This is a genomic window from Pinisolibacter sp. DMC19, from assembly GCF_056313985.1.
On sequence record NZ_JBQUZF010000011.1, the window covers coordinates 1 to 12,811 of the forward strand.

A 12,811-nucleotide genomic window follows, 5' to 3' on the forward strand; every position below is an offset into this window, starting at 1 on the left:
TCCTCGGCGGAACTCGCCGCGGTCGCCGCGCTGCTCGGCAAGATCCCGACGATGGAAGAATACATGGCCGCCGTCGGCACGCTCTCCGGCAAGACGGCCGAGGTCTACCGCTACATGAACTTCGACCAGATCCCCGCCTTCGTGGACGTGGCCGAGACGGTCAAGGCCTGAACGGTCGAGACCCCGGGTTGAGACGAGAGACGAGCCGGGGGCGACCCCGGCTCGTTTTGTTTTTTCTTGGGGCAAGAATGGGCTGGATGTGACTCGGAGGGGGCATATGAGCACGCGGCCGAGCGATTAGTTTGTCGCATGTATAGCAGAAAGCGCCATCTTAAGCTGCCAGACAACGTGGACGCTTGCAGCCAAGTGAATCCCCAAGAGGTGTCGTTTAGGACCTGGCAGTATAAGACACTTGTTTTGTTTTTCAATGAGGTTTATAAAGTTTGACTTTAATTGTCTGTAAATCTTTTTGGTAGAGGGGCGGTGATGTCAGAGAATTTTGAAGGATTTTTCTATATAAATATAGAAAATCCAATGGCTGCTTGGAATGTAGTTCGATCGAATTTCTATTCTCCGTCATGCCTTCCGCAGTCCGATCGCGCTGGTGCCTTGAGTTTTGGTATGGCGGATCTCTTGCGAGATGGAAACGAAATGAGAGCTTCGGCTGAATTTCGATTAGATGATTTTAGAGAGCGGCACTTTCCAGCCGTTGTTTCTAGGCTTACGGGCATATTTATATTTGATACTATTGATAGTGCTATTCAGGTTTGTGACAAAGACAAATGGTCAGCTCACTTCGTCCCCGAATACCTGACAGATGCTGGGGTATCGGCCGACCGCTCTTCTCGTGTTGATGCTGCTTGGATCGCAAAGATGCGCGACGACAAGAACGTCCTTGTCGAGGGATGGGAGGAGCTTGCCGAACGATATTGGTCTGGGGAGCCTGCGTCTGATCAGCCCATTTGGGAACGGATCGTCGATGGCTGGGTCACCATCTGGGGTCTCGATCTCAAAACCAGAGCCCTAGAAGAAGTTCGAAAATTTTGGCCAGAATCACTTCCGCTATTGGCGCTTTCCGCAAATTTAGCGGCTATAGGGAGTCGTGATGGTGCCATCATTCCATATGTCGTGCGGAACGGTTCGTCCCTGGAAGTAAGCTATTATCTAAGAATGAAAGATGCGGTAGATGAAGAATTCTGTGATCGATTGGCGAATTTTATAAGAACTGGTGGCAAGAAGGTCTACAGGCTTGGATCTATGGATGATTCTTTGGTTTTCCCGGATTTTAGTTGCTATAGTTTTGTGCGGCCGATCGAAGGTTCACGGTTTCGCTAGGTGAGCGTCAATACTGGTTGCGCTGCCACAGCGCCGAATTGCGGCTTAGTCCCACGATGTTGCCTGTGAGGCGAACGACCGCTCCCGGCCCATTCCAGGCGCCGCCCGCCTCCTCTCCGGCTGCGTTCCAGTCGCAACATCGTCGTCAATCGCCTACGGGCCAGCCCACCCTCACCCCACCAGCCCCTTCATCGGCGCCACGCCCGCCGTGCCCGGGAAGACCGTCTCGGCCAGGACCTTGTCCGACAGCCCGAAGCGGTCGGCGAGGAGGCCCTTGAGGACGGCGCGGAGGTCGGTGGTCGGCTTCAGGTCGCGGCCTTCGTGGAGCGCGGCGTCGGTGAGGCCGGGCCAGTCGGCGATCACCCGGCCGCCCTTCAGCGCGCCGCCGGCGAGCAGCGCCACCGTCGCCGTGCCGTGGTCGGTGCCCGCCGTGCCGTTGATGCGGACGGTGCGGCCGAACTCGGTGACTGCGACGACCACCGTGTCGCGCCATGCGGGGCCGAGGCCCGAGCGGAACTCGGCGAAGGCGCCGTCGAGGCCGCCGAGGCGGTTGAAGAGGTTGCCGCCGTTGACCCCCTCGCCGGCGTGGGTGTCCCAGCCGTCGAAGGCGAGGGCGGCGACGCGCGGGCCGTCGGGCGTGGCGAGGAGGCGGGCGGCGCCCGCCGCCGCCTGACGCATGCCGGCCGGACTGTCCATGCCGCCGCGCGCCTTGGCCATCTCGCCGGTGAGGCCGCCCTGCATCGCCATGCGATCGGTCACGAGCCCGTCGGCGAGCGCCTGCCCGAGCGCCGGATCGGTGTGGCGGTAGAGCGCCAGCAGGCGTTCGGCGAGCGCGTCGCCGGCCGGGGCCAGCATCTGCGGCGCCCAGCCGAGGGTGGGTGCGGACCCGCGCAGCACCAGCGGCGCCGTCGAGCCGACGGCGAGACCGCGGACGGGGGCGCCGATCATCGCGCCGACGGCGCGGTTGAGCCAACCGCTCTCGACCCGGCCGGGGGCGGGCTGGCCGCTCTCGAGTACGTCCTGGCCGTCGAAATGCGAGCGTTCGCGATAGCCGGTCGCCACCGCATGCACCACCGTCGCCTCGCGCGCGCGCCAGAGCTCGTGGAAGGTCGGCATCGCCGGATTGAGGGCGAAGAACCCGTCGAGATCGAGCGCCGGCTTCGCCCCGTCGAGCCGCAGCGCCGCCTCGCCGTGGTGGCGGACATAGTCGGGATCGCCGATCGGTCCGACCGCGGCGAGCCCATCGAGCCCGCCGCGCAGAACGATGACGACGAGGCGGGGATCGGGGCGGTCGGCGGCGCGTGCGGCGATCGACCCGGCGCCGAAGGCGGCGAAGGCACAGGCACCGCCGAGGAGGGTGCGGCGCGTCGGCGCCCAGGAGAGAGCGGTCCGGTCCATGGTCATCTCCGCTGGAACTCGGGGGACATGAAGACGAGGGTCAGCGCCTGTTGCCGGGTCTCGGCCCGCGCCACCGCCTCGCGCGTCTCGGGCGAGGCGGCGAGCCCGATCGCGCTGTCGAGCACGCTGATCGGGTGGCCGATGTCGCGCACGCGGCCCGCCGCCGCGAAGGCGACGTCGAGGCGCAGCTTCATCGCCTCGGGTGCCGCCCAGGCGGCGACCGTGTCGGGAAAGCCGTTGGGGCCGGAGGGCTGCCACAGCGGCTGGCCGAGGGCGTTCAGCGAGTGGAGCACCGGGCCGGGATCGGGCGGCAGCGTGCCGGTCGCCCGCATCATCGCCACCAGGAACTCGTTCGGCGTGCGCAGCTTGGTCGCCGGCGCCGACCACGCCTCGTCGTCGGCGAGAAGGGCGAGCACCACCGCCTTCAGGTCGCCGTCGGTGTCGCGGAACACCGCGGCGAGGCGGTCGACGAGGCGCTGCGGCGGCCGATCCGCGACGAAATGGGCGACGAGCTTCGTCGCGACGTGCCGTGCGGTCGCGGGCGCGCGGGCGAGATCGGCGATCACCGCGTCGCCCTGCGCCTCGCCCTCCTGCGGATAGGTGCGGCCGAAGACCGTCGCGGGACCGGGCTGGTGGGCGGCGGCGTTGAAGACGAAGCTGCCGGGCGCCCCCTGCTTGCCGTCGCGGCCGGCGACCGTCCAGCCGGTGATGACGCGGGCGAAGGACGTCACGTCCTCCTGAGAATAGCCGCCGCCGACGCCGAGCGTGTGCAGCTCGAGAATCTCGCGGGCGAGGTTCTCGTTGAGGCCGCGCCGGCGGTTCTGACCGGCCTTCGAATCCGGGCCGACGGACTGCTGGTTGTCGAGATAGTGGAGCATCGCCGGGTGGCGCTCGACGGCGCGCACCATGTCGGCGAAGCGGCCGAGCACGTGGGGGCGGATCGCCTCGCGCTCGAACGGCCCGGCGGCGACGCGGACGAACTGGTCCTTGGCGACCGAGATCGCGAAATGGTTGGACCAGAAGGCGACCAGCCGTTCGACGAAGCCGACGCCGGCGTCCACCTGCGCCTTCAGCCGCGCCGAGGCCTCGGCGCGAAAGAGCTTCTGCTCGAGCGACGGCTCGGCCGGCTTGGGCTTCGCGTTCGCGGCAGGGGTGGGGGAGGGCGCCGGCGGCGTCATCGCCGGTGGCGGCATCATGGTCTGGGCCGGCATCGACGGCTGCGTCGTCGGCTGGGGCGCCATCGCCGCCGTGCGTTCGCGCTCGGCCTTCACCCGCTCCTGATCCTCGAACAGGGCGGCGAGCGCCGCCTCCGTCGTCGGCAGATCGGCGCCGACCGCGGGCGTGCCCGCGCGGTCGAGTTCGGCGCGGACGAAGCCGCGCGGATCGCGCGCCGCCTCGGCGAGATCGCCGGGGCGGGCGCCGAGCCCGAAGCGTTGAAAGGCGACCAGCGCGCCGGCTGGATCGAGACCCGCGACCATGCGTCTTTCCTCCCGACCGGGGACAGGAATGTCAGGCTCTCCCCAAAACGGAGCAATTGAAGGGCGATTTCGTGAAATCATCGCATCCGATCCGCCGGCGATTTCGCCGATCGCCGCGACGGCTTGCGCTCGCCGTCGGCCGCTCCCGCCCTCTCCCTGCCGCATTCCCCCGGCACTGAGGGCGCTCGTCCCCCTCCGATCAGCGTCGACCGTCGTCCCATGCGAAAGCCGTTCCTCGCGCGAGCCCTCGCGGCCTCCGCCTTCCTCGCGAGCCTCCTCGTCGGCTGCGCCTCGATCGACAATGCGCCGGTCAACCGTCCCTCGACCCTGCCGCGTCTGACGCCGGTCGCCACCATGGCCGGCGACGACACGCTGCGTCCGACCATCGTGGCGCTCGCCTTCTCCGGCGGCGGCACGCGTGCGGCCGCCTTCTCCTTCGGCGTGCTGAAGGGCCTGTCGGAGGTCGAGGCGCCGGGCGGCGGCGCGATGATCGATCAGGTCCGCTTCGTCTCCGGCGTTTCGGGCGGCTCGGTGACGGCGGCCTATTTCGGCCTCAAGGGGCGCGGCGCGCTCTCCGACTTCGAGGCCCGCTTCCTCTACCGCGACGCCGAGGAATCCCTGCGCACGCAGGTCTATTCGGTCGGCAACATGATGCGCGCCATGGACGGCGGCGTGAACGACCGCTCGGGCCTGCCGACCTGGCTGCGCAACAACCTCTTCGGCAACGCCACGCTGAAGGACCTGTCGCGCCCCGGCCGCCCGGTCGTCTGGATCAACGCCTCCGACATCTACGCCAAGACGCCCTTCGTCTTCGAGCCCGTCACCTTCGCGGCGATCTGCTCGGACTGGGAGAGCTATCCGATCTCCGACGCCGTTGCGGCGTCGGCCGCCGTGCCGATCGTCTTCGCCCCCGTCGTGGTGCAGAATTGGTCGCAGAAGTGCGGCTTCAAGCTGCCCGACGAACTCGAGGCCCAGGCCCATTCGCGCGACACCTCGCCGATCGTCAAGGCCTACCTCAAGGCGCTCGAGGACTATCGCAACGGCGACAAGATCAAATACGTCAAGCTGCTCGACGGCGGCCTCACCGACAACTGGGGCCTCTCCGCCTTCAACGTCCAGATGGCCGCCGCCCGCGAGCCGTGGCGGCCGATGACCAAGGCCGATGCGATCTCGGTGTCGAACTTCCAGTTCATCGTCGTCGACGCCGGCCGCAACGTCGCCGGCGACTGGACCAAGACGCTCGAGGGTCCCAACGCCCAGGAACTGCTCGACGCCGTCGCCGACACCGCCGTCGACAGCGCGGTGCGCTCGTCCTACGAGGTCATGCGCCTGCAGATGAAGCTGTGGGAACAGCGGCTGCGCCAGTGGCGCTGCTCGCTCTCGCCCGAGGAAGTGTCGCAGGTGCGCGGCTCGACCGAGGGCTGGGACTGCAACGCCGTCTCGATCCGGCTCGACCGCGTCTCCTTCGAGGATCTGGGGACGGCGCGCGCCGCCCAGCTCGGCCGCGTGCCGACCCGCTTCAAACTGGCGCCGGATCAGGTCAAGATGACGGTCGAGGCGGGCGAGAGCGTCGTGCGCAAGGTGTTCGGCCCCAAGGTCGACGAACGCGAACGCTGACGCCCCCGCCACAGGGAGACACGCGATGCACGACGAGACCTCCGCCCACGGCCACACCCATCCCGAGCCGCATGCGCACCCGCACGAGCATCGCCACGCTCATCCCCACACCCATACTCACGTGCACGAGCATCGCCACGGCGACCTCGTCCATGCCCATCCGCATGCCCATACCCACACGCACGAGCACGGCCACGAGCACGAGCATCTGCACCAGGGTGCGCACGACCACGCCGACCCGCACGAGGGCGCCGGCGACACCCACGAGCACGACCACGGCGACCATCTCCACGGCAGCCACGGCCACGGCCACCGCTGACGCGCGGTCCGGTCGTCGCCGCTCGATGCGCCGGAATTCGCTCGGCGAACACGCGCCGCGCGGGGCTGCGCGCCCCCTTGACGATCGCCCGACAGTGGCTACCTCTTGTCGATCCTTCGGACATCCCCTTCCGACATCGAACGAGGAGAGCCGCCCATGGCCGCCCGCAATCCCTTCCTTCGCGAAGCCAATCTGATCGCCGGCCAGTGGGTCGGTGCCGACGGCGGCGCCACCCTGACGGTGACCAATCCGGCGACCGGCGAAGTGTTGGGCACGGTGCCGTCGGTCGGCCGTGCCGAGGTCGCCCGCGCGATCGCCGCGGCCGAGGCCGCCTTCCCGGCCTGGTCGGGCAAGACCGCGGCCGAGCGCGCGGCGATCCTCCATCGCCTCGCCGACCTGATCCTCGAGAACGTCGATGCGCTCGGCGAGCTCCTCACCCTCGAGCAGGGCAAGCCGCTGGCCGAGGCCAAGGGCGAGGTCGGCGGTTCCGCCGCCTATGTCCGCTGGTTCGCCGAGGAAGCCCGCCGCGTCTACGGCGACACCATCCCGTCGCCCTGGGCCGATCGCCGCATCCTCGTCAACAAGGAGCCGGTCGGCGTCATTGCGGCGATCACGCCGTGGAACTTCCCGTCCTCGATGATCTCCCGCAAGCTCGGCGCCGCGCTCGCCGCCGGCTGCACCGCCGTGGTCAAGCCGGCCGAGCTCACGCCCTTCTCCGGCCTCGCCTGGGGCATCCTGGCCGAGAAGGCCGGCGTGCCGGCCGGCGTCGTCAACATCGTCACCGGCGTGCCCGGCCCGATCGGCGACGAGTTCATCGAGAACCCGGCGGTGCGCAAGCTGACCTTCACCGGCTCGACCGCGGTCGGCCGCATGCTCGCCGGCCGCGCCACGACGGCGCTGAAGCGCGTCTCGATGGAGCTCGGCGGCAACGCGCCCTTCGTGATCTTCGACGACGCCGACGTCGATCTGGCGGTCTCGCAGGCCGTCGCCTCGAAGTTCCGCAACTCGGGCCAGACCTGCGTCTGCACCAACCGCTTCTTCGTCCAGGCCGGCATCTACGACACGTTCGCGGCGAAGTTCACCGCCGCCGTCGCCGCGCTGAAGGTCGGTCCCGGCACCGAGGCCGGCGTCGTCCAGGGCCCGCTGATCGAGGAGAAGGCGGTCGCCAAGGTCGAGAGTTTCGTCGCCGACGCCCTTGCCAAGGGTGCCAAGGTGGCGGTGGGCGGCAAGCGCCATGCCCTCGGCCAGACCTTCTTCGAGCCGACCGTGCTGACCGGTGCGACGACCGACATGGCGTTCGCCCGCGACGAGATCTTCGGCCCCGTCGCGCCGCTCTTCCGCTTCGAGACGGAAGAGCAGGCGATCGCGCTCGCCAACGGTTCGGAATACGGCCTCGCCGGCTACGTCTTCACCCGCGACCTCGGCCGCGCGATCCGCATGTCGGAGAAGATGAAGTTCGGCCAGATCGGCATCAACGCCGGCGTCATCACCACGGAAGTGGCGCCCTTCGGCGGCGTGAAGTCGTCGGGCTTCGGCCGCGAGGGCTCGCACTACGGCCTCGACGACTATCTCGACGTCAAATACGTCTGCCTCGGCGGCCTGTGAGGCCGAACGAGACGACGGCGCGACGTGTCACACGAAACGGGACGGCGGCCTTCGGGCCGCCGTTCGCGTTTTCGCAGGCGCGCGCGGCCTCGCCTCGCCGACCGCGCGTGCCGCTACCGCATCCGATCGAAGTCGGCCACGCCGCCTTCGGCGAGAATGGCGGAAAACCTCGCCTTTTCATCGATCTGTGGATGCCGGCGAGATTTCGCCGACGAAAATGCGCGTTGGCCCTTGCGTGGGGCGAGAGGGGCGGCTATATCGACCCCCGTCCGGCCAACGCCGCACCGCTGCTCCCTTCGTCTAGCGGTCTAGGACGTCGCCCTCTCACGGCGAAAACAGGGGTTCGAGTCCCCTAGGGAGCGCCATCTTTCCCGATCGGCGACTACGCGAAACCGGCCTCGCCGGTCGCCCTCGCTCGTCTCGCCGATCTTCTTTGCATGCGCCACGATTATGCACGGTGCCGCTGCTTGTGCTGCGGTGCGGCATACGGTCTTCTACGCACTCGCGCCGATCGTCGGCGTCACGCGAGGGCACATGAAAAAGCTTCTTCTGACCCACGAGGGTCGCATCAACCGGGCGAAGTTCTGGTTGGCGGCGCTCTATTACATCATCATCGCCATCGTCGTCGGCGTCGTCTTCACGGTTCTCTGGACGGTCTTCCCCGGCGAGATCGGCGAGGACGGCACCTACCATGTCGAAGGCATCGCCGCGCTGCCCTACATCGCGCTCGGCCTCGGCTATGTCGCCTTCTCCATCTGGTCGGGCGTCTGCGTCGGCATCAAGCGTTTCCACGATCGCGACAAGTCCGGCTGGTGGGTGCTGATCCAGTTCGTGCCGGTGATCGGTTCGCTCTGGTACTTCATCGAAGCCGGTTGCCTGCGCGGAACCGTCGGCGACAACCGCTTCGGCCCCGACCCGCTCGCCGGTTCGGCCGACGTCGGCGCCTGAGAAGAACCGGTGGAGCGCGACCGTCGGTCGCGCTCCCACGACTTCGTGCTGACGCTGGGTTACTCGTGAAATGTTTGAAAAGCCGGCCTTTTCGCGTTCACGCTTCGCAAACCCTGAGCAACGACCACACTTGATTTCGACACCGCTCGAGAGGTTCAATCGACACTCGCCGACGAATGGAAGCCGTTCGAGCAATGTCGATCGAATCCAGCCTGAACATTTCCCGCGATCTTGCCCGTGTGGCCGAACACATCGGTGATCAGTCCGATCCGACGCCCGCCTTCTGCGATCGCCTCACCCGCGCCATGACGCGGCTGTGGAAGGTCGGCTCCAAGGTGCTCGACGGCGACGACATCGAGAGTTTCGACACCATCCTCGTCCGCATCGCGCCGACGTCGAGCCGTGAGGCGCGGCTGGAGCTGTCCGAGAGCATCGCCACCGCCGAGGCTCCGCCGCGCGCGGTGCTGCTGATCCTCGCTCACGATTCCATCGACGTCGCCGGACCGATCCTGCGGCTGTCGCCGGCGCTCGGCGACGACGACCTCTGCGACATCGCCAAGCGTTGCGGCGTCGCCCACATGGGCGCCATCGCCGAACGCCCGACCATCTCGATGCGGGTCTGCGACATCCTCGTGCTGCGCGGCAACGACGAGGTCCGCCGCGTCGTCACGTCGAACGTCGGGGCGCATCTCTCCGACAAGGCCTTCGCCCGCCTGTCGCTGCAGGCGCGCGACGACAGCACCGTCGGTCTGGTGCTGGTCGGCCGGTCCGACCTGCCCGATCTGGTCGTCCACTTCCTCAGGACCAACGGTTCGACCGAGGTGCGTCGCGCCCTGATCGAACTCGAGGATCGCCCGCGCGCCGACGAGATCACCCATCACGTCGCCCGCTCGATCCGGGTGACGGAGGCGGGTTGGCTCGAGCCCTACGACTTCGACGCCGCCTCGGCCGTGCTGTCGCGCCTCGGCGAGGTCCGACACAACGTCGATCCCTTCGTCCGCAAGCTCGCCCAGACCGACCGTTTCGCCGAGATCGTCCACGTGCTCGCGGCACTGTCGCGCCTGCCGCTCGAACTGGTGCAGCACATGATGGTCGGGCTCGACACCGGCCCCTTCGTGGCGCTCGCCCGCGCCATCGGCCTGAAGAGCGAGACGGTGCAGGAGATCCTGATGGTCGGCCCGTGGCTGCACCGGCTCGATTCGCGCGCCCGCGCCGCCACCATGCTGGCCTGGACCACCACCGACGTCGACGAGGCCCGCGCCCGCATTCGTCGCTGGACCGGCGTGCCGGGCTGACGACAGGTCGGTTGCCGGGTGCCCTCGCGCCCGCATAATCTCGACCGGCATCATCGATCCGGCCGAGGACCCATGCGCGTCGACATTTCCGAACTGACCGAGACCTTCCCCGAATTCCGCGTCGGCGTGATCGTCGCGACCGGGCTCGCCATCCCTGAAGATCGCCCCGCGGCGCTCGATGCGCTGATCGGCGAGCGGGCGGCCGCGGTGCGTGCCGCCTGGGGCGGGCGCGAGCTCGGCGACATCCCCGGCATCAGGGCGTGGCGGCTCGCCTACAAGCGCTTCGGCATCGCCTCGACGCGCTATCGCTGCTCGGTCGAACGGCTGGTGAAGAACGTGCTGGCCGAGCGCGAGGCGCCGCGCATCAACGGTTTCGTCGACGCCTACAACGCGGTGTCGTCGAGCCACGTCTTTCCGATCGGCGCCGACGATCTCGACCGGGTGGCGGGCGACGTCTTCTTCCGCTTCTCGCGCCCCGACGACACGTTCCTCGACATGTCGGGAGCGGCGGACGCCGATCCGGCCGACGCCGCGCCGAAGCCCGGCGAGGTGGTCTATACCGACGCCGAGAAGGTCCTCTGCCGCCGCTGGAACTGGCGCCAGGACGCCCGATCGCTGGTGACGCCCGAGACCGCGCGGGTGGTGCTGACCATCCAGTCGATGGGTGTCGGCGATCTCGACGCGGCGCTCATGGACGCCTGCGGCCTGATCGAGCGCTTCTGCGGGGGGAAGACCGCGGTGACGGTGGCCGATGCGGACGCGCCGGTCGCGGTGGTCGCCGGGGTGTGAGGCCTCGGCGTGCGGGCGAGACCCGCGCTCACGCCTCCGCCGCCATCACCGCCAGTTCGAAGCCGTCGGCCACCACGTCGCCGACGGCGACGCGGAGAGCCTCCACCACGCCGTCGTGGGGGGCGCGGACGACGTGTTCCATCTTCATCGCCTCGACCACCACCAGCGGCGTGCCGGCGGTGACGGTCGTGCCGGCCTCGACCAGCACCTGCACCACCGAACCCGGCATCGGGGCGACCAGACGATCGGCGTGGTGGTGGTGGGCGGCGGCGGCCTCGTACGGGTCGCGCTCGACGAAACGGGCGCGGCCGAGCGGCGAGGCGAGGCTCAGGGCGGCGCCGTCGGTCGTGAAACGCGCCGCGAAACGCGTGTCGCCGATGGTGACGGTGGCACGCTCGCCGTCGAGCCGGGCGGCGACGGGGATCGGCCCGGCCTCGCCGAGGAGGCGGGTGCCGGCGCGGTCGGTCAGGAAGACCAGTTCCGTCTCGCTGCCGTCATGGCCGAGCGTGACGACGCGGCGGGCGGGCCCGTTCATCGTCCAGGCGCCGGCGGTGGCGAAGGGCGAGAACGGGTCGGAGGCGGCACGCACCGCGTCGCGATCGTCGAGCGCCAGACGGATCAGGCCGGCGGCGATGGTCAGGCGCGGATCGGCCGGCGGGTTCGGCAGGAGCTCCGCCGCATGGCGGGCGATGAAGCCGGTGTCGTGGGCGTCGCTCGCGAAGCCCGGATGGGCGACGAGCCGACCGAGGAAGTCGAGATTGGTCACCGGCCCGTCGATCGCCGTCGCGGCGATGGCGGCGGCGAGCTTGGCGATCGCCTCGTCGCGGGTCGGTGCATGGGCGATCAGCTTGGCGATCATCGGGTCGTAGTGACGCGAGATCTCGTCGCCCGTCTCGACGCCGGCATCGACGCGCACGCCGTCCGGAAAGGCGAGGCGCGTGAGGCGACCGATCTGGGGCAGGAAGTCGCGCGCCGGGTCCTCGGCGTAGAGCCGGGCCTCGATGGCGTGGCCGGTGAGGCGGATGTCGCCTTGCGCCAGCGGCAGAGGCTCGCCACGGGCGACGCGGAGCTGCCATTCGACGAGGTCGAGGCCGGTCACGCACTCGGTCACCGGGTGTTCGACCTGGAGGCGGGTGTTCATCTCCATGAACCAGAAGCCGTCGCCCTCGGCGATGAATTCGACCGTGCCGGCGCCGACATAGCCGACGGCCTCGGCCGCGCGGACGGCGGCCTCGCCGATCCGGGCGCGCCGTTCGGCCGTCATGCCGGGGGCGGGGGCTTCCTCGACGACCTTCTGATGGCGGCGCTGCAGCGAGCAGTCGCGCTCGAAGAGATGGACGGTGTGGCCGTGACCATCGGCGAAGACTTGAACCTCGATGTGGCGCGGCCGGGTGAGGTAGCGCTCGATCAGCACGCGGTCGTCGCCGAAGGCGGCCTTGGCCTCGCGGCGGGCCGACGCGAGCGCCTCGGCGAAGTCGGCCTCGCGCTCGACCACCTTCATGCCCTTGCCGCCGCCGCCGGCCGACGCCTTGATCAGCACGGGGAAACCGACGCGGACGGCCTCGCGGGCGAGCGTGGCGTCGGACTGGTCCTCGCCGTGATAGCCGGGGACGAGGGGGACGCCCGCCTTCTCCATCAGCGCCTTGGCGGCGGCCTTGGAGCCCATGGCGCGGATCGCGGAAGCCGGTGGACCGACGAAGATCAGGCCGGCCTTTTCGACGCTTTCGGCGAAGTCGGCGTTCTCCGACAGGAAGCCGTAGCCGGGGTGGATGGCGTCGGCGCCGGTCGCCCGCGCCGCGGCGAGGATCTTTTGCGGATCGAGATAGCTCTCGCGCGCCGGGGCGGGGCCGAGGCGATGGGCGAGGTCGGCTGAGCGGACGTGGAGGGCGTTCGCGTCGGCGTCGGAGAAGACGGCGACGGTCTCCATGCCCATCGCCTTGGCGGTCCGCATGATGCGGACGGCGATCTCGCCGCGGTTGGCGACGAGGAGGCGGCGGAGCGGGCGGGGCGCGGGTGTGGTCATCGGG

The 12,811-nt window shown here is 68.9% G+C and carries 10 protein-coding genes and 1 tRNA gene; 8 read left to right on the top strand and 3 right to left on the bottom strand.

What is annotated here, in order from left to right; translation table 11 throughout:
• Nucleotides 1-486 precede the first annotated feature (486 nt).
• Complete coding sequence (locus ACT53U_RS18920) at nt 487-1,335, top strand: hypothetical protein (RefSeq protein ID WP_476157431.1); 849 nt, start codon at nt 487-489, stop codon at nt 1,333-1,335.
• Nucleotides 1,336-1,506: 171 nt separating this feature from the next.
• Here ACT53U_RS18920 and ACT53U_RS18925 read toward each other — a convergent pair whose 3' ends face one another.
• Nucleotides 1,507-2,739, bottom strand: coding sequence for a DUF1501 domain-containing protein (locus ACT53U_RS18925; RefSeq protein WP_476157433.1), 1,233 nt, complete (start codon nt 2,737-2,739; stop codon nt 1,507-1,509).
• Nucleotides 2,736-4,211: a DUF1800 domain-containing protein gene (locus tag ACT53U_RS18930; protein WP_476157435.1), complete on the bottom strand. Its 1,476-nt coding sequence runs from the start codon at nt 4,209-4,211 to the stop codon at nt 2,736-2,738. The genes ACT53U_RS18925 and ACT53U_RS18930 overlap by 4 nt, the downstream gene beginning before the upstream one ends.
• 219 nt (nt 4,212-4,430) lie before the next feature.
• On the opposite strand from ACT53U_RS18930, the gene ACT53U_RS18935 reads away from it, so the two are divergent.
• From ACT53U_RS18935 to ACT53U_RS18965, 7 genes are all read left to right on the top strand, one after another.
• Nucleotides 4,431-5,828, top strand: a complete 1,398-nt coding sequence (locus tag ACT53U_RS18935) for a patatin-like phospholipase family protein (RefSeq protein ID WP_476157437.1) — start codon at nt 4,431-4,433, stop codon at nt 5,826-5,828.
• Between the two features lie 25 nt (nt 5,829-5,853).
• Complete coding sequence (locus ACT53U_RS18940) at nt 5,854-6,147, top strand: hypothetical protein (RefSeq protein ID WP_476137721.1); 294 nt, start codon at nt 5,854-5,856, stop codon at nt 6,145-6,147.
• 156 nt (nt 6,148-6,303) lie between these two features.
• The gene (locus ACT53U_RS18945; protein WP_476157439.1) at nt 6,304-7,752 is read left to right on the top strand and encodes an NAD-dependent succinate-semialdehyde dehydrogenase; all 1,449 of its coding nucleotides are present in this window, start codon (nt 6,304-6,306) and stop codon (nt 7,750-7,752) included.
• A 289-nt stretch (nt 7,753-8,041) separates the two neighbouring features.
• Nucleotides 8,042-8,117: transfer RNA gene (locus tag ACT53U_RS18950), tRNA-Glu, on the top strand.
• A 169-nt stretch (nt 8,118-8,286) separates the two neighbouring features.
• Nucleotides 8,287-8,700, top strand: a complete 414-nt coding sequence (locus ACT53U_RS18955) for a DUF805 domain-containing protein (protein WP_476157441.1) — start codon at nt 8,287-8,289, stop codon at nt 8,698-8,700.
• Between the two features lie 194 nt (nt 8,701-8,894).
• On the top strand, nt 8,895-9,995 hold the full coding sequence (locus tag ACT53U_RS18960; protein WP_476157443.1) for a DUF2336 domain-containing protein: 1,101 nt from the start codon (nt 8,895-8,897) through the stop codon (nt 9,993-9,995).
• A gap of 72 nt (nt 9,996-10,067) precedes the next feature.
• Nucleotides 10,068-10,784, top strand: coding sequence for a B3/B4 domain-containing protein (locus ACT53U_RS18965; RefSeq protein WP_476157445.1), 717 nt, complete (start codon nt 10,068-10,070; stop codon nt 10,782-10,784).
• A 28-nt stretch (nt 10,785-10,812) separates the two neighbouring features.
• Here the strand turns inward: ACT53U_RS18965 and ACT53U_RS18970 are convergent, their stop codons facing one another.
• Nucleotides 10,813-12,807 (bottom strand): acetyl/propionyl/methylcrotonyl-CoA carboxylase subunit alpha, encoded by a 1,995-nt coding sequence (locus tag ACT53U_RS18970; RefSeq protein WP_476157447.1) that lies wholly within the window; start codon nt 12,805-12,807, stop codon nt 10,813-10,815.
• Nucleotides 12,808-12,811: the final 4 nt, after the last annotated feature.

Coding starts and splice junctions, on each gene's coding strand:
- ACT53U_RS18920 (WP_476157431.1), top strand. CDS start 487: ATGTCAGAGAATTTTGAAGGATTTTTCTATATAAATATAGAAAATCCA.
- ACT53U_RS18925 (WP_476157433.1), bottom strand. CDS start 2,739: ATGACCATGGACCGGACCGCTCTCTCCTGGGCGCCGACGCGCCGCACC.
- ACT53U_RS18930 (WP_476157435.1), bottom strand. CDS start 4,211: ATGGTCGCGGGTCTCGATCCAGCCGGCGCGCTGGTCGCCTTTCAACGC.
- ACT53U_RS18935 (WP_476157437.1), top strand. CDS start 4,431: ATGCGAAAGCCGTTCCTCGCGCGAGCCCTCGCGGCCTCCGCCTTCCTC.
- ACT53U_RS18940 (WP_476137721.1), top strand. CDS start 5,854: ATGCACGACGAGACCTCCGCCCACGGCCACACCCATCCCGAGCCGCAT.
- ACT53U_RS18945 (WP_476157439.1), top strand. CDS start 6,304: ATGGCCGCCCGCAATCCCTTCCTTCGCGAAGCCAATCTGATCGCCGGC.
- ACT53U_RS18955 (WP_476157441.1), top strand. CDS start 8,287: ATGAAAAAGCTTCTTCTGACCCACGAGGGTCGCATCAACCGGGCGAAG.
- ACT53U_RS18960 (WP_476157443.1), top strand. CDS start 8,895: ATGTCGATCGAATCCAGCCTGAACATTTCCCGCGATCTTGCCCGTGTG.
- ACT53U_RS18965 (WP_476157445.1), top strand. CDS start 10,068: ATGCGCGTCGACATTTCCGAACTGACCGAGACCTTCCCCGAATTCCGC.
- ACT53U_RS18970 (WP_476157447.1), bottom strand. CDS start 12,807: ATGACCACACCCGCGCCCCGCCCGCTCCGCCGCCTCCTCGTCGCCAAC.